Genomic DNA, 16,972 nt, shown 5'->3' with positions numbered 1-16,972 from the left:
GCTACCGCATCGTCGGAATGACGAATTCCGCGCCTTCTTTGGTGCCCGAGGGCCAGCGCGAGGTGACGGTCTTGGTCTTGGTGTAGAACCGGATCGAATCCGGTCCATGCTGGTTGAGATCGCCGAAGCCTGATTTCTTCCAGCCGCCAAAGGTGTGATAGGCGAGCGGCACCGGAATCGCGAAATTCACGCCGACCATGCCCACATTTACCCGGTCGGTGAAATCGCGCGCGGTGTCGCCGTCGCGGGTGAAGATCGAGACGCCGTTTCCGTATTCGTGATCCGAGGGAAGCCGGACGGCTTCCTGATAATCCTTCGCACGCACGATCGACAGGACCGGACCGAAGATCTCCTCCTTGTAGATCGTCATGTCCGGCGTCACGTTATCGAACAAGCAGCCGCCCATGAAATAACCGTTCTCGTAGCCCTGCATCTTGAAGTCGCGTCCATCGACCAGGAGCTTTGCGCCTTCCTTGACGCCGGTGTCGACATATCCCTTCACGCGGTCGAGCGCCTGCCTGGTCACCAGCGGTCCGTAATCGGCCTGCGGATCGTTTGACGGGCCGACCTTCAGGCTCTCCACCCGCGGGATCAGCTTTTTCACCAGCGCGTCGGCGGTCTTTTCGCCGACCGGCACCGCGACCGAAATCGCCATGCAGCGCTCGCCGGCGGAGCCGTAGCCCGCACCGATCAGCGCATCGACCGCCTGGTCGAGGTCCGCGTCCGGCATCACCACCATGTGGTTCTTGGCACCGCCGAAACATTGCACGCGCTTTCCATGCGCGCAGCCGGTTGAATAGATGTATTGAGCGATCGGGGTCGAGCCGACGAAGCCGACCGCCATGATGCGCGGATCGGTCAGGACGGTGTCGACCGCTTCCTTGTCGCCGTTGACGACATTGAGGATGCCTGCCGGCAATCCGGCCTCCATGAACAATTCGGCGATGCGCATCGGCACGGATGGGTCGCGCTCGGACGGCTTCAGGATGAAGGCATTGCCGCAGGCGATGGCGGGCGCACATTTCCAGAGCGGGATCATCGCCGGAAAATTGAACGGCGTGATGCCGGCGACGACGCCGAGCGGCTGGCGCATCGAATAGAGGTCGATGCCGGGGCCGGCGCCTTCGGTATACTCGCCCTTCAGCAGATGCGGCACGCCGCAGGCAAATTCGACCACCTCGACCCCGCGCTGAATATCGCCCTTGGAATCGGGAAGCGTCTTGCCGTGTTCGGAGGAGAGGAGCGCGGCCAGCGAATCCATCTCCTTCCCGATCAGCTCCAGAAACTTGAACATCACCCGCGCGCGGCGCTGCGGGTTGGTCGCGGCCCAGGCTGGCTGTGCGGCCTGCGCATTGGCGATCGCGGCCTCGACCTCGCTGCGGCTGGCCAGCGCAACCCTGGCCTGTACTTCGCCGGTATTGGGATTGTAGACGTCACCAAAGCGGCCAGACGTGCCGGCGACGGTTTTCCCGCCGATGAAATGGCCGATCTCGCGCATAGTGTTCTCCGCATTGAAATGCTTGGGTTTTTTGTCCGGCCCAAGCCAGGCGGGCAGGATTGGCCGCCGCTTGGCCGTTCAGATAGCGCAGTGGGCAGGCCGGTGCAAAGTGCCTGAAAATCAGGCCGGCACCGGTCGTTAGGCTTTACCCAACCTTAATGGCGACGCGTCTAGTCTCGCCCTGCATTTCGGGTTTGGGGCGCAGAATGCGTCGTGGGGTAACGCAATGGATATCGCAACCGGCCTTGGATTGATCGCCGGCGCAATCGTGCTTGTCTCGCTCATCCTGATGGGCGGCTCGATCGGCATGTTTCTGGACATGCACGCCTTTATCGTGATCGGCGGCGGCGTGTTCGCTGCGACCCTGATCCGGTTTCCGCTGTCTTCGATCTTCCATGGCCTGCCGATGGGGATGAAATACGCCTTCACCGTGCGACGTGTCGGCCCCCGTGATCTGGTCGACGAGATTGCCGGCCTCGCGGAGATCATGCGCAAGCAGGGGCCGATGGGTCTCGAAAAGGTCGAGATTTCGGACTCGTTTCTGGCCAAGGGCGTGCGCTACGTCGCCGACGGCTATGATTCAGACTTCATTCGCGACAATCTCGAGCGTGACCGCGACAATTTCCTGACCCACCTGGACGAGGGGTCCAAGGTTTACCGCTCGATCGGCGATTGCGCCCCGGCCTTCGGGATGGTCGGTACTCTGATCGGCATGGTGCAGATGTTCGCCAACATGACCGATCCGTCCAAGCTCGGTCCGTATATGGCGGTGGCGCTGCTCGCGACCTTTTACGGCGCGACCGTCGCCAACCTGTTTTGCCTGCCGATTGCCGACAAGCTGCATGTGAAGCTCGTCGACGAGGAAACCAATCGTACGCTGATCATTGATGGCGTGCTGATGATGCGCGATTCCAAGAGTCCCGCGCTGGTGCGCGAAATGCTTCTGACCTATCTGCCCGAGAAGCATCGGGATCATGGCGAAGAACTGGCTGCGGCCTAGACCGGGGTCGCTGGCATGGCGAAAAAGAAACGAGAAGTGCATGGCGGTCACGGCTGGTTCGTGACCTTTGCCGATCTGATGGCGCTTCTTGTCGCCTTCTACGTCATGCTGATTGCGTTCTCGACCCAGGACAGCGCCAAGATGCAGATTGTGGCGGGCTCTATGCGCGACGCCTTCGGCGTCCAGCAGAATGTCCGCTATTCGGGGATCATCGAGGTCGACGGGCTTCCGACCCGCCCCAAGGTCAAGAATGCCGCCAAGATCAATCCGGCGGACTCATCCGCAACGCCCGGGCCGGACGAGAAGGATCACGACAAGGTCTTCGAGACCCGGCTGAAAAAGGATTCGGCCTTCGCGCTCGCCTCCGCGTCGCTTCGCCAAGCATTGCAGGACATGCCGGAGATTGCGGAAATCTCCAAGAACATCATGATGGAGGAGACCGAGGACGGCCTCAATATCGAGATCGTCGATCAGGACGGCCGCTCGATGTTTCCGGAGGGGTCGAAGAACCCCTATGAGCGCACGCGGCGCCTGGTCCAGACGCTTGGCAAGCAGTTCAAGGCGATGCCGTATCGGCTGTCGATTTCCGGCCACAGCGCCGCGGTTCGCACGCCCGCACGGCCGGGTTACGGTCCCTGGGACCTGTCAGCCGACCGAGCCAACGCCATTCGCCAGATCCTGGAAGAAGCCGGCGTACCCTCATCGCACATATTCATGGTCGCTGGGCGCGCCGACACGCAGCCATTATTCCCGGATGACCCCTATATGGCGGCAAACCGCCGCGTGACCATCACCATGATGCGCGAGGCCCCCCCTGTGCCGGTGAACCTCAAGCCGTGAGCCGGGGTACAGAGGGCTGCCCTATTGCAGGCGCCCGCGCTGTAGGATAAGCCCCGCGCCTTGCCGCAGGGTGGCCCGTCGGGGCCAAGCCAGGTCATGAGCACCACGCCTGATGCTTCGTCAGCTCCGAAAGTCACGGCCGAGGCCGGGACCGAGAGCGGTTCCGACGGGCATGGCCGATCGCATTTCTGGAAACTGACCCTCGGCAGTGTCGGTGTCGTCTATGGCGACATTGGAACCAGCCCGCTTTACGCGTTTCGGGAGGCGGTCACGGCCGCCAGCGGCGAGGCCATTGCCTCGCAGACCCTGGTGCTCGGTGTCCTGTCGATGATCGTCTGGTCGCTGATCGTCGTGGTCACGCTAAAATACATCATAATCCTGTTGCGCGCCGACAATAACGGAGAGGGCGGAACGCTGTCGCTGACAGCGCTCGCATTTCGCGCGCTGGGTCACCGCACGACCCTGGTTCTCCTGCTCGGCATCGTCGGGGCGGCGATGTTTTACGGTTCGTCGCTGATCACGCCGGCGCTTTCGGTGATGTCGGCGATCGAAGGGTTGAAGACCCGGAATCCAGCCTTCGCGCCTTTCGTGCTGCCGCTGACGGTGCTTATCCTCGTCTGCCTCTTCGCCGTGCAGTCTCGCGGCACTGGGCGTGTCGCAGCGCTGTTCGGACCGATCACCGCAATCTGGTTTATCGTGATCGCAATCGCCGGCGGAATGCACATCATGGATTATCCGGGCGTGCTTCATGCCCTGAATCCATATTATGCTGCGATTTTCCTCGCCAGTAACGGCATGATCGGATTGATCACGCTTGGAGCCGTCTTTCTGGTCGTGACCGGCAGCGAGGCCCTGTACGCCGATCTCGGTCATTTCGGACGCAAACCGATCCAGACCGCATGGGTATTTCTCGTTCTGCCGGCGCTACTCCTGAACTATTTCGGGCAGGGTGCCCTTGTGCTCGCCGATCCGACCGCGATTGCCGATCCGTTCTACCGATTGATTCCGGATTCCATGCTGGTGCCGATGGTCGTTCTGGCCACGGTGGCCACCGCCATCGCCAGTCAGGCGGTGATTACCGGAGCCTATTCGATCACTCAGCAAGCCATCCAACTCGGCCTCCTGCCGCGCTTTGAAATCCGTCACACATCGGCAACCCATTACGGCCAGATCTATATGCCGCGCGTCAACACGACGCTGCTGATCGGTGTGCTGCTGCTGGTATTCATGTTCCGATCCTCCAGCGAACTCGCCCACGCTTATGTGCTTGCCGTTGCCGCGACCAGCCTGATGGCGACGTTGCTCGGCTTCGTGGTGATCTGGAAATTGTGGCGTTGGCGCCTGTGGACGGTCACGCTTTTGATGACTCCCTTTATCGTTGTCGATACGGCCTTCCTGTTTGCTTCGCTCCTCAAACTTATCGAGGGTGCCTGGGTGCCGGTGCTGTTCGGTATTGCGGTTGTCCTCATCATGCTCACATGGCGTCGCGGCACCCAGTTGCTGGCTCAGAAGACACGCAAGCTGGAAATACCGCTCGAGACGCTGGTCAAATCGCTGGAGCGAAAGCCGCCGCATGTGGTCCAGGGAACCGCGGTCTTCCTCACCAGCGATCCAGCCTTTGCTCCGACTGCGCTGATGCACAATCTCAAGCACAACAAGGTGCTGCACGAGCACAATGTCATTCTCACCATCGTCAGCGCCGATACGCCGCGCGTGCCGGAGGAGGATCGGGTGACGATGACCCAGGTAAGCGAGCATTTCAGTACGGTCACGATGAATTTCGGCTTCATGGAACAGCCGAACGTACCGAAGGCGCTCGCGATCGCACGGCGGCTGGGCTGGACCTTCGACATCATGTCGACATCCTTTTTCCTGTCGCGCCGCTCTCTCAAGCCATCGCCGCAATCGGGAATGCCCGGCTGGCAGGACCGGCTGTTCATCCGCCTCGCGCGGAGTGCAAGCGACGCCACGGACTTCTTCCAGATCCCGACCGGCCGTGTGGTGGAGATCGGAACCCAGGTCACCGTCTAGACGGGCGCCTTGCGCGCCCGCGCGGCAAAAATTTCTCCGGCTCCATGACTATGGCGCCATTTCGATTGTTTATCAGTCAAGCAATCTGAAAATGGAGGAACTCGTCGATGGGCCTGCGCAGCGTTCTTCTCTCAGGCGTCACGATTTTCGGGTTCATGGCAGGCGAGGCGGCACTCGCGCCCGGCACGCAAGCGCAGCAGCCGCAATCCGTGTCGATCGACACTGACGACATTGGCGGCATCGTTACAGGCCCGAACGGTCCCGAGCCCGGGGTCTGGGTGATTGCCGAGACCACCGACCTTCCCACCCGCTACACCAAAAGCGTCGTGACCGACGATCAGGGGCGTTATGTCATCCCCGATCTCCCGGTCGCCAATTACCAGGTGTTCGTGCGCGGCTATGGGCTGATTGACTCGCCGCGCGTGCGTGCGAAGCCCGGCCAGGTGCTGAACCATACCGCGGTGCCGGCGCCGAGCGAGCGGGCGGCCGCGCATTATTATCCGGCGATCTACTGGTACACGATGATGAAGATTCCGCCGGCCGCGGATTTCGGCGGATCGACCGACATCCCGAAGAACATCACGCAGGATATCTGGCGCCAGCGCATGGGCAATGTCGATTGCGTCGGATGCCACCAGCTCGGCCAGGAAGCGACGCGCACGGTGCCTGCGCAGTTCGGGAGTTTCGAGACCGGCGAGGAAGCCTGGATGCGCCGCATCGCCGCCGGTCAGTCCGGCGAGTCGATGACGAACCGCATCGCCGGTCAGCTTGGCGGCGTTCCTTACAAGTATTTCGGCGACTGGACCGATCGCATCGCGCAGGGCGAACTGCCCAGACACAAGCCGCAGCGTCCTCAGGGTGAAGAACGCAACGTCGTCGTCACGACGTGGGACTGGTCGCAACCGAACAAATATCTGCACGACCTGATCTCGTCGGATCGGCGCAACCCCACGGTCAATGCCAACGGCAAGCTTTATGGCGCTCCGGAATATTCGACCGACATGATGCCGATCCTCGATCCGAAAACGCACAGTGTGAGCACGTTCAAACTGCCGGTGGCCGATCCAAACATGCCGGTGTCGCTCGGACCCGGCCATGCCGGGGCGATCGAGCCGACCACGCCGTCGGCTTATTGGGGCGATGAGGTGCTGTGGGATACGCGCGCGAACAATCATAACTCGATGTTCGACGGCAAGGGCCGGCTCTGGCTTGCGGCGAGCGTGCGCGGATTGGACAATCCGGATTTCTGCAAGAAAGGCTCGGACCATCCCTCGGCCAAGGTCTTCCCGCTGGACCGTTCCAGCCGCCAGGCCGCGATGCTGGAGCCCGATACGATGAAATATCATTTCATCGACACCTGCTTCGGCACGCATCACCCGCAATTCGGCTACGACGCCGATAACACACTGTGGTTCTCCGGCACCGGACAGGTGGCAGGCTGGGTCAACACCAAAATCTGGGACGAGACTGGCGACGTGCAGAAGGCGCAAGGTTGGGCGCCCTTCGTGATCGACAGCAATGGCAACGGCAAGCTCGATGAATGGTCGGATGCCGGCAAGCCATCCGAGCCCGGAAAGGACATGCGCCTCAATCCGGGATCCGGTCCCTATGCGGTGATGCCACATCCGACCGATGGTTCGGTCTGGTATACGGTCGGCGTGTTTGCGGGACGGCCGGGCTTCATGCGCTTCGATCCCGCGACAAATCTGAGCGAGTTCTATGCCGTTCCGAAAGAGGCCATCGGTCTGCGTGGCGGCGACATCGACAGGAACGGCGTGCTCTGGGGATCGGGATCGAGCGGCCATCTGATTTCGTTCGATCGCCGCAAGTGCAAGGCGCCGCTCAACGGACCGAACGCCACCGGCGATCATTGCCCGGAAGGGTTCGCCTTGCATCGCTATCCCGGTCCGGGCTTCGATGGCTTTGAGCAATACAGCGCGGAGGCGAGCTATTACACCTGGGTCGACCAGCATAATGCGGTCGGGCTTGGCGAGAATGTACCGATCTCGACCGCCAATCTGCAGGATGGTTTCGTCGGCCTGAAGGACGGCAGAATGATCCTGATGCGGGTGCCGTATCCGATGGGCTTCTACGCAAAGGGCCTCGACGCGCGCATCGACGACCCCAATGCGGGCTGGAAGGGCCGTGGCCTTTGGAGTTCGAGCGGCGACCGCACGCCGTGGCTGAACGAACGCGGCAAGGGCGCACGTCCGATGGCCGTGCAGATCCAGGTGCGGCCTGATCCGCTCGCGAAATAGCTGACGACAGGTAAGGTCGAGACGGCGCGCTGAGGTCTGCCGCACATTTCCTGTGACAAGGCTCCGCGCGCAGGTTCACGCCGGCGTGAGGCCTTGCCAGAAATATCTTTTTGAATCATTGGGATAGCGAATAGTTGGTCGGTCCTGTCCGGCGGTTCGCGCATGGCTGTCCGATCCGGATTGCCGTGGGTCAGCCCGCGACAACGCGCCCTGAACGGCGTTATAGCGCCGCGCCCGCATTCAGCGGAGCAGCTTCCCGAAGGAGATTTCGACCATGGTTTCATCAGTCGCCGCCGGCGAGTCCGGCGGCAATCTGCATTCGGCCGAAACGCCGCGTGCAGGCTTCTTTGCGCTGATGCTCGGCAGCATCGGCGTCGTCTACGGCGACATCGGCACCAGTCCGCTTTATGCCGTTCGAGAATCGGTGACCGCTGCCGTTGGCCACGGCAACCCGGCAACCGAGGAAGCGGTCCTCGGCATCCTCTCGCTGATCATCTGGGCGCTCTTTCTTGTCGTTACCGTCAAATACGTCATCATTCTCCTGCGCGCCGACAACAAGGGCGAGGGTGGCACGCTTGCTCTGATGGCGCTGGCACATCGCGCCGTTCGCCGCGGGGGCGGTACCATCATCTTGCTCGGCATCGTCAGCGCCGCGCTGTTCTACGGAGACGCACTGATTACGCCGGCGCTGTCGGTGCTATCGGCGGTCGAGGGGTTGAAGATCGTTACGCCAGCGTTCGAACCCTATGTCGTGCCGCTGGCAGTGCTGATTATGTTCGCGCTGTTTGCGGTACAGTCGCACGGCACCGAGAAAGTCGCGCGTTTTTTCGGACCGATCACTCTGGTCTGGTTCATCGCGCTTGCCGCGGCCGGCCTGTACCATATCGGCGACAACCCATCAGTGTTGCGCGCCTTCAATCCGGTTCATGGCGTGAGCTTCGTTGCGAGCCATGGCATGATCGGGCTGCTCACACTCGGTGCGGTGTTTCTGGTCGTGACCGGCGCCGAGGCGCTTTACGCCGACCTTGGGCATTTTGGAAAAAAGCCGATCCGCATGGCCTGGCTGACGATCGTTCTTCCGGCGCTGATCATCAATTATCTCGGGCAGGGCGCACTCGTTCTCGCCAACCCGAAAGCGATCGAAAATCCGTTCTTCCTGCTCTATCCGGAATGGGCGATCCTGCCGATGGTCGCGCTCGCTACCGCGGCGACGGTGATTGCGAGCCAGGCCGTCATCACCGGCGCCTATTCGATCACCAGTCAGGCGATCCAGCTCGGCCTGCTGCCGCGGCTTGAAATACGTCACACCTCGGAGTCGCAGTTCGGGCAGATCTACATGCCGCGCGTCAACATGCTGCTGCTGATCGGCGTGCTCGTGCTCGTGCTGTTCTTCCGCTCTTCCAGCGCTCTGGCTTCCGCTTACGGCATCGCCGTTACCGGGACGATGGTGGTCACTGCGCTGATGGCGTTCGTAGTCATCTGGAAGGTCTGGAAATGGGGCCTCGCCGCAGCGCTCGCGATCATGCTGCCATTTCTGCTGATCGATCTCGTCTTCCTGTCCGGCAACCTGCTGAAAATCGTCGATGGCGGATGGATCCCGCTGGTACTCGGGGCGGCACTTATGCTGATCATGTATACGTGGCGAAATGGTAGCCGCGAATTGTTCCGCAAGACCCGAAAGCTCGAAACGCCGCTACGCGATCTGGTCCGGATGCTGGAGCGCAAGCCGCCGGTGCGCGTGCCGGGGACGGCCGTGTTCTTGACTGGAGATCCGGACAGCGCGCCTACGGCGCTGATGCACAGCCTCAAGCACTACAAGGCTTTGCACGAGCAGAATGTGATCCTGACGGTCGAATATGCCGAGACGCCGCGCGTGGATGAGAGCGAACGTGTGCGGATGGAACCGCTCGGCGATAGCTTCCGGCGGGTGGTCCTTCGCTTCGGGTTCATGGAGCGGCCGAACGTGCCGAAGGCGCTCGCCATCGCACGCAGGCTGGGGTGGACCTTCGACGTCATGTCGACCTCGTTCTTCCTGTCGCGCCGGACCTTGCGACCGGCGGCCAATTCGAAACTGCCGCGCTGGCAGGACCTCCTGTTCATCGGCCTCGCGCGAAGCGCGAGCGACGCGACCGACTATTTCCAGATCCCGACTGGCCGCGTGGTCGAGGTCGGAACGCAGGTTACGGTGTGATGGGTTACAAGATCGACGGCGGAGCGGACGGTGGTCCTGATTCGCCGTTACCGGAATAGGACATCGGACTGGTCTAACTGCAAACAGCCGGCCGTTCACGATGTGAAGTCCGGAGCCCGGCGCGCGGCATGTGACAGCCGCGCCTCATCGATGAGGTACGAGCCGAACGAGGTTGTCTTTCGAGCCTTCTCTCAGAAAAGTCCGAAAAAGACTCGTCTCTGGCCGTTGGAGCCCGGCCCTTGTCCCATCTGGTACTGCTGAGGCGGCGACACTGGGCGAGCTGCGCGGCTGACCGAGCTGCCGCGCTGACTGCGTTCCTGGACGACGATGTAGCGGCCCTTCAAGGCCGACCGCACGCGCGCGTCGTAATCATAAAGATCCGGCTTCACCACCAATTGTCCGTCCGCGACATAGGCGTTCATGTACACCAGATGGATCGGAACGCGGGTTGCGAGCCACATGACGCGCTCGCTCTTGTTGTACATGCCCGTCAATTGGGCCGGCGTGTAGTTGTTGCCTTGTGCTGCGCCAATCGACAGCACCTGTGCAGCGAACTGGTCGGGATTTTCGACCCGCATGCATCCGGAGCTGTAGGCACGCTTGTCGAGCTTGAACAGATGCTTGTCCGGCGTGTCGTGCAGATAGACGAGGAACGGATTCGGGAAATTGACCTTGATTTGCCCGAGTGCATTCTGAGGTCCCGGACGCTGACGCGCACCGACCGAGCCGTCGGCTCTTCGCGAGACCACAAAATCGCCGCGGCTGACCAGCCCCGGATTACGGGCCAGAATGGCCGGCGGCACATGCCATGTGGGATTGACCTGAACGGATTCGATCTCGTCGGAAAAAACCGGCGAGGGCGTGTCCTTCTTGCCGACGACAATGCGCGTGTGAAACGTCCGCTTTCCGCCGCGCATGACGCTCAGCGTATAGTCCGGGATGTTGACGATGACGTGGTTCTCGCCAAGATCGCGCGGCAGCCAGCGCCAGCGTTCCATATTGGCGATGACGGTTTCGATCACACTACCGGGCTCCGTGCGCTCGACCTTTTGGCTGCCAGGTTTTTGGCGATCAGGCTTGGCGCTGACGGGCTTGGTGCTGCCAGGCTTGGCGCGATCGAGATGCGCGCTGGCACCCCTCGCTCGCAGTTCACGCAGCTTGGTCCGGAGTTCCTTGAACCCGGCATGTGGCGGGTTGAAACTGTCGAGTGCAGCCGCGACATCGGCTGTATCCGAGATCGTGTTGAGCACCTGCAGCGAGTCCGGGACTGGCGGCGTGAAAGCGATGTTGACGCTGATGCGGGAGGGATCGGTTCGGCCGGCCTGTGCGTGCCGCGCATATTTCAGGGCCGACGCCATCAGCGAAAGCTCGGCGCGAACCAGCTTGTCAGGCGAATTGCCATCACTTGCGGGCATCGGATAATCGCTAGGGTCCAGGCCATCCTGGTCGGCAGCCTTGATTCGCGCGATAGCCGCGTGCATTTTTTCGGTTGCGCCGTCAGGGCGGACGAAAACCGGTGCATTGTTCCGCGCTGCATAGAATGCGCGCAACGCTTCCGCATCCTTGGCATCGTCAACCATGCCCTTGAGCGGACCGCTGACCGTTGCACGCATGGCCTCCGCCAAAATCTGGTCTGCGCTGGGGGCCGGGCTCGCGGTGATTGGCTCCTCGGCGGCGGGGGCGGTGGCAACAGGTTCGACTGCAGGTGCGGGACTGACGGGAGCGGGGGCTTCGGCGACCGGTTCATCGACTGTCGGGCGAGCAGTAACCGGTTCGTCCACCGTTGGGCTCGCGGCAGACGGAGTTTCCGCCGCGGGACCCGTCGAAGCGGGATTTGTCGAAGCAGGACTTGTCGAAGCAGGACTTGTCGTGTCCGAGGTGGCGTGTACTGGAAGCGGTGACAGAGTAGCGGTACCGACCGAGAGGGCCGAAATGACGCCGAGTGTAACGACCTGCCGCATTGCTGTATCCCGCCTCATCGCTTTCAGAACAACACTAGCCGGGCAAGGTTCCGGCGCAAGGGGAGCGGCCTCATGCCCCTCAAAATAAGGAGCAGGGGTTGCGGCTTCGCATCAGGGGCGCCATCAGGGAAACGCCAGCCAAAATCCATCCCAAGCCCCAGCGGCCCGGTGCAAGGCTGCAAACGGCCGCTTCGATTCAGGACTATATCACATAGGTTTTTGGAAGGTTGACGGCGGAGCAGTACGATGGTTCCTCTCTGCCGTTGAACGGGAAGAGGCAGACGCATGAGCTGGTTCAGCCGAAAGCCGCCGGTGGTACACGATTTGAAGCCGGAGGACGTGGCACGCGGGATTGCCGAGGGTCGCATCCTGCTCGTCGATGTGCGCGAGCCGAACGAGGTCGCAGCCGAAGCCTATCCCGACGCCGCGGTGGTGCCGCTGTCCACTTTCGATGTGGCGCAGATTCCCGATCCCGGCTTCAAGCAGGTGGTGTTTGCCTGCCGCTCCGGAAAGCGCTCGGTCACCGCTTCTCTCGCCGCGCAGGAGGCCGGCCTGCCGCACGATTCTCACCTTGAAGGTGGCATCATCGCCTGGAAACAGGCGGGACTGCCGACCAAAACCGGATAGGTCCGGATTCATGCTTCGATTGCCCAAATTTCCCGCCGTCGCGGTGCTGGCTGCCGTTGCGATCTGCCTGTCGGCTGCGCCTAGCGCCGCGCAGAAATCGCGCGTCCTCAACGTCTATAACTGGTCGGATTATGTCGACCCGCAGGTGCTGCAGGACTTCACCAAAGAGACCGGCATCAAGCTGCGCTACGACACCTTCGATTCCAATGACACGCTTGAAGCGAAGCTGCTGGCGGGCAAATCCGGCTACGACATCGTCGTGCCGACGGCCTATTTTCTCGAGCGCCAGATCAAGGCCGGACTGTTCCAGAAGCTCGACAAGTCGAATCTGCCGAACCTGACCAACGTGTGGCCGGAGATCGCGCAACGGCTTGCAACCTACGATCCCGGCAACGCCTTTGCCGTCAACTACATGTGGGGCACGACCGGCATCGGCTACAACGTGAAGAAGGCGAAGGAGATTCTCGGCGGCGCGGTGCCGGATTCCTGGGACATCGTGTTCAAGCCGGAGAACCTTGCCAAGTTCAAGGATTGCGGCGTGATGATGCTGGATTCGTCCGACGACATCATGCCGGCGGCGTTGCATTATCTCGGGCTCGATCCGAACTCGACCGCGCAGGGCGATCTGGACAAGGCGGCCGCATTGATTGCCTCGGTGCGTTCGTCGGTGCGCAAGTTTCATTCGTCGGAATATCTGACGGCGCTTGCGACCGGCGAAATCTGCCTTGTGGTCGGCTGGTCCGGCGACATCAAGCAGGCGCAGAAGCGCGCCGCCGAGGCGAAGGGCGACGTCGAAGTCGGTTACGCCATTCCGGCATCGGGCGCGCAGATGTTCTTCGACAATTTTGCGATCCCGAAAGACGCAAAGAACGTCGCCGAAGCGCATGAATTCATCAACTACATGCTGCGGCCGGACGTGGCAGCGAAGAACACCAATCTGGTCGCTTATCCGAACGGCAATCTGGCGAGCCAGAAGCTCATCGACCCGGCGATCCTGAAAGACAAGACCATCTACCCGGACGAGGCGACGATGAAGCGCCTCTACATCGTCACCGCACGCGACGCCAAGACCCAGCGCGTCATCAACCGGCTGTGGACGCGGGTGAAGACCGGGAAATAAGCGCGACCAGCAAAAGCGGGAACCGGTTTTGCGTCCGGTCGCGCGTAAAACACGCGAGCGCGGTCACCGCCACCTGCGGTGCAGCCACAGCCATTGTTCGGGATGTTCGCGGATCCAGCCCTCGACGACGGTGGTGATCGCCTGCATCGTGCCTTGGACGTCGATATTGCCGTCTGCGCTCCTGACCGGCGGCACCTCCGGCGTCAGTTCGACGAAGTAGCGGCGGCCCGGTTTGCGCACCACCCGCACGCCATGGATCGGGCATTCGACTTGCCGGGCCAGTCGCGCGATGAGGGGATTGGCGTTGGTCTCGCGTCCGAAGAACGTCACCGGTACGCCGCGCACATAATACTGATCGACCAGCATGCCGACATGCAGGCCGTCCTGCAGCGCCTCGGCGGCCTTGATTGCGCCGTCCATGCCGGTCTTGATCAACCGGCCCATATGCACCCCGCGGGTCGCCATCACCATGTCGGCAACTGCCCCGATATTGGGCGCGCGATAGACCACGGCGCTCGGCAGGTTATGGGCGGGGCCGGGGAGGGCCGGCATCTCCCAGTTTGCCAGATGCGCAGCGAAGATCAGTGCCGGCTTGCCGTCGTCGCGGAGCTGGATGAAGCGCTCCTCCGACGCAGGATCGAAATCGATATGGCTTGCGGTGCGGTTGTCCGGGTCGTGGTCCCAGATGCGGTCGAGATGGGCGAATTCGATCGCCAGCCGGCCGAGATTGTCCCAGACGCCGAGCAGGATCTCTTCGATTTCCGCATCGGATTTTTCCGGGAAGGCCATCCGCAGGTTGGTCCGGCCGATCCTGTGCTCGCGGAGTTTGGGGCCGACCTTGCGCATGACACTCGCCGCGAAATCCGACATGCGGTTCGGGTCGGTCCAGCGCAGCATCTTGATCAGGCCGACTGCGGCATTGCCGAGCACGGCATCGCGGACGGCGTTCGGAATCCGGATGCGCATTACACAAGAACCGACCCTGACAGAGTGGGGCGCATCACAGCGTCACGATCACCTTGCCAAACACCTGCCGCGTCTCCAGCCGCTCCAGCCCCTTCTCGAACTGATCGAGCGGGACTTCCATGTCGATCACCGGGTGCATGCCACCGGCCATCTTGTCCAGGCTTTCGGCGATGTTCTTCATGGTGGCGCCGAACGAGCCGAAGATCTTGTATTGCTGCTGGAACAGCTGCATCAGGTTGAACTGCACGGTCGGACCGGCGGTCGAGCCGCAGGTCACGAGCCGGCCGCCGCGCTTGAGCACCAGCAGCGAGCCGTTGAAGCCTTCGCCGCCGACATGCTCGAACACCACGTCGACGCCCTTCTTCTGCGTCAGCTTGCGGGTGATGGTTTCGAACCGGTCCTTGCGATAATTGATGACGTGATCGGCGCCGAGCGCCTTCGCCTTTTCCATCTTGTTGTCGTCGCCGACCGTGGTGATCACGGTGCAGCCGATCGCCTTGGCCATCAGGATCGCGGTCGAGCCGATGCCCGATCCCGCGGCGTGAACCAGGATGGTCTCGCCCGGCTGTAGCTTGGCGTTATCGAACAGCATGTGCTGGACGGTCGAAAATGCAACCGGCGCGCAGGCGGCGTCGCGCATCGAAATGCCTTTCGGCACCGGGATCACCAGCCGTTCCGGCATGTTGAGCAGTTCGCGGGCGAAGCCGTCGACATGAAAGCCCATCACGCCGCCGACATTCTCACACAGGTTGTCACGGCCCTCGAGGCAGGCCTTGCACTTGCCGCAGGTCAACGCGCCGTACATCACCACCGGATCGCCGGCCTTGAATTTTGTCACCCCTTCGCCCGCCGATACTACTTCGCCGGCCGCCTCCACGCCGACCACGACGGGGAATGCACGCTTTGCGAAGGCCATGCCGCGATAGCCCCAGAGGTCGAGATGATTGAGGCCGACCGCCTTGACCCGGATCTGGACCTCGCCCGGACCGGGCGGCGGGGGGCTGGGCAGATCGACCAGGTCGAGCTTGCGGTCGGCAATCAGGGCGAGCGCACGCATCGGCGCTGGTCTCCATGCTGGGGACGGGGAGAGATGAGGGGACTGCCTATCGCCCGCCTGCCGCCGCCGTCAACCTCACTCTGAACTCCCCTGCTAGGGCCGGGTTTCGGCGTTTCCGGCAGCCTCATGGGGCCTGCGGCGCCAGGATGTCGAAGGTCCGCTCCTGCCGCTCCGGCGGCGCCACAATCAGGATCCGGGCGGCGGCGATGGCGACCAGCAGCAGCGCCGCCGCGGCCATCATGTAGAAGACGCCGTCGATGCTGTACCAGGCGACGAGATTGGCCCCGATCAGCGGCCCGAGCACCGAACCGAAGCCGCTGGCAAGGATCAGGCGCCCGCTGACGGCAACAACGTTGTCGGCCGGCATGCGGTCATGCGCATGCGCTACGCTGACCGGATAAATCGTCGACATCAGCCCGCCGAACAGCGCCGCGGCCGGCAGAATCACCACGAGGGTTTGCGGCAGTTTCAGCAGCGCGATCGCGGTCGCGGTCAGGCAGCCGCCAAGTATCGTGATCACGATGCGACGGTCGAAACGGTCGGAAATTCGGCCGACCGGAATCTGGAATGCGAGACCGCCCAGCACCGCGGACAGCATGAAGAAGCCAATCGTCTGAGGATCGATATTCTCGTCCTGCATCCAGACTGGAACGAGCGCATAGAATGCGCCGGTGATGAAGCCGCTCAGTAGCGCTCCCGCAACCGCTACCGGCGCTTCGCGCGACAGCACGCCGAAGGGAAGGTATTCGGCCGGAACGATTTGCGGGGCCTCGGCGCGGGTTGTGGTGACCAGAACCAGCGCAATGGCAAACAGGACGATCACGAGGTTGAAGGGCGCAGCGCCTTCGAGCGGGACCCAGCCGATCAGAAGCTGACCGAGCGCGAGCGCCGTGAAACATCCCACCATGTAGATCGAGAACACACTGCCGCGCTCTTCGGCGCCGGCTTTGGCGTTCAGCCAGCTTTCCGTTGTGACGAACAATCCGGCGCAGCCGAAGCCGATAGTCGCACGCAGGATGATCCACGAGGGCGGCGCCTCGGTCAGGGTCATGACCGCGGTCGCCGCAATGACGATGCCGGCAAACGCGGCATAAACCCGGATATGCCCGAACCGCTCGATGATGTTCTTGCCGAAATAGGCGCCCACCGTGAAGCCGGCGAAATAGCTGGCGAGCACCAGACCGGACCTGATCGGGCTGAAATCGGCGAGCGCGACGCGCAGGGCAAAGAAGGTTCCGAAAAATCCGATCGCGAGCTGGACCCCGCTGGTGGCGATGATGAGCGTGCCGATTTGCGCCTTGACCGATGGAGCGGGCGGCATCGCTTTCTCCCGGCGTCAAAGGGGGTGGAGATGAGCTCGGCGCCGATCGTGTCAATTCAGATATTGGCGCGTGCGATTCTGGCGCGGATACGCGCCCCGAAC

At 62.3% G+C, this 16,972-nt stretch carries 12 protein-coding genes; 7 read left to right on the top strand and 5 right to left on the bottom strand.

Annotated elements, in window-relative coordinates; all coding sequences use genetic code 11:
• Nucleotide 1: 1 nt before the first annotated feature.
• Nucleotides 2-1,498, bottom strand: coding sequence for a CoA-acylating methylmalonate-semialdehyde dehydrogenase (locus AC5I5I_RS04215; protein ID WP_495970206.1), 1,497 nt, complete (start codon nt 1,496-1,498; stop codon nt 2-4).
• 226 nt (nt 1,499-1,724) lie between these two features.
• On the opposite strand from AC5I5I_RS04215, the gene AC5I5I_RS04210 reads away from it, so the two are divergent.
• From AC5I5I_RS04210 to AC5I5I_RS04190, 5 genes are all read left to right on the top strand, one after another.
• Entirely contained in the window at nt 1,725-2,498 is a 774-nt protein-coding gene (locus tag AC5I5I_RS04210; protein ID WP_495970204.1) for a motility protein A, read from the top strand.
• A 15-nt stretch (nt 2,499-2,513) separates the two neighbouring features.
• The gene (locus AC5I5I_RS04205) at nt 2,514-3,338 is read left to right on the top strand and encodes an OmpA/MotB family protein (RefSeq protein ID WP_495970202.1); all 825 of its coding nucleotides are present in this window, start codon (nt 2,514-2,516) and stop codon (nt 3,336-3,338) included.
• A gap of 96 nt (nt 3,339-3,434) precedes the next feature.
• Entirely contained in the window at nt 3,435-5,369 is a 1,935-nt protein-coding gene (locus tag AC5I5I_RS04200; RefSeq protein ID WP_495970200.1) for a potassium transporter Kup, read from the top strand.
• A gap of 107 nt (nt 5,370-5,476) precedes the next feature.
• Nucleotides 5,477-7,627, top strand: a complete 2,151-nt coding sequence (locus AC5I5I_RS04195) for a carboxypeptidase-like regulatory domain-containing protein (RefSeq protein ID WP_495970198.1) — start codon at nt 5,477-5,479, stop codon at nt 7,625-7,627.
• 274 nt (nt 7,628-7,901) lie between these two features.
• Nucleotides 7,902-9,818, top strand: a complete 1,917-nt coding sequence (locus AC5I5I_RS04190; protein ID WP_495970196.1) for a potassium transporter Kup — start codon at nt 7,902-7,904, stop codon at nt 9,816-9,818.
• A 191-nt stretch (nt 9,819-10,009) separates the two neighbouring features.
• Here AC5I5I_RS04190 and AC5I5I_RS04185 read toward each other — a convergent pair whose 3' ends face one another.
• Entirely contained in the window at nt 10,010-11,431 is a 1,422-nt protein-coding gene (locus tag AC5I5I_RS04185; protein WP_495970194.1) for a L,D-transpeptidase scaffold domain-containing protein, read from the bottom strand.
• Between the two features lie 633 nt (nt 11,432-12,064).
• Between AC5I5I_RS04185 and AC5I5I_RS04180 the strand changes: the two genes are divergently transcribed.
• Both AC5I5I_RS04180 and AC5I5I_RS04175 read left to right on the top strand, forming a co-directional pair.
• A complete protein-coding gene (locus AC5I5I_RS04180; RefSeq protein ID WP_495970192.1) occupies nt 12,065-12,406 on the top strand; it encodes a rhodanese-like domain-containing protein in 342 nt (113 codons plus the stop codon).
• A gap of 10 nt (nt 12,407-12,416) precedes the next feature.
• The gene (locus AC5I5I_RS04175) at nt 12,417-13,526 is read left to right on the top strand and encodes a polyamine ABC transporter substrate-binding protein (RefSeq protein WP_495970190.1); all 1,110 of its coding nucleotides are present in this window, start codon (nt 12,417-12,419) and stop codon (nt 13,524-13,526) included.
• A 63-nt stretch (nt 13,527-13,589) separates the two neighbouring features.
• Here the strand turns inward: AC5I5I_RS04175 and AC5I5I_RS04170 are convergent, their stop codons facing one another.
• From AC5I5I_RS04170 to AC5I5I_RS04160, 3 genes are all read right to left on the bottom strand, one after another.
• Nucleotides 13,590-14,492, bottom strand: a complete 903-nt coding sequence (locus AC5I5I_RS04170) for a lipid A biosynthesis lauroyl acyltransferase (protein WP_495970188.1) — start codon at nt 14,490-14,492, stop codon at nt 13,590-13,592.
• 34 nt (nt 14,493-14,526) lie between these two features.
• Complete coding sequence (locus AC5I5I_RS04165; protein ID WP_495970186.1) at nt 14,527-15,549, bottom strand: zinc-binding dehydrogenase; 1,023 nt, start codon at nt 15,547-15,549, stop codon at nt 14,527-14,529.
• Between the two features lie 124 nt (nt 15,550-15,673).
• Nucleotides 15,674-16,870, bottom strand: coding sequence for an MFS transporter (locus AC5I5I_RS04160; protein ID WP_495970184.1), 1,197 nt, complete (start codon nt 16,868-16,870; stop codon nt 15,674-15,676).
• Between the last annotated feature and the right edge of the window lie 102 nt (nt 16,871-16,972).

It is taken from the genome of Pseudorhodoplanes sp. (assembly GCF_059499825.1).
Note: the sequence above shows the minus strand (reverse complement) of the source record. Positions and strands in the feature narration are given on the sequence as shown.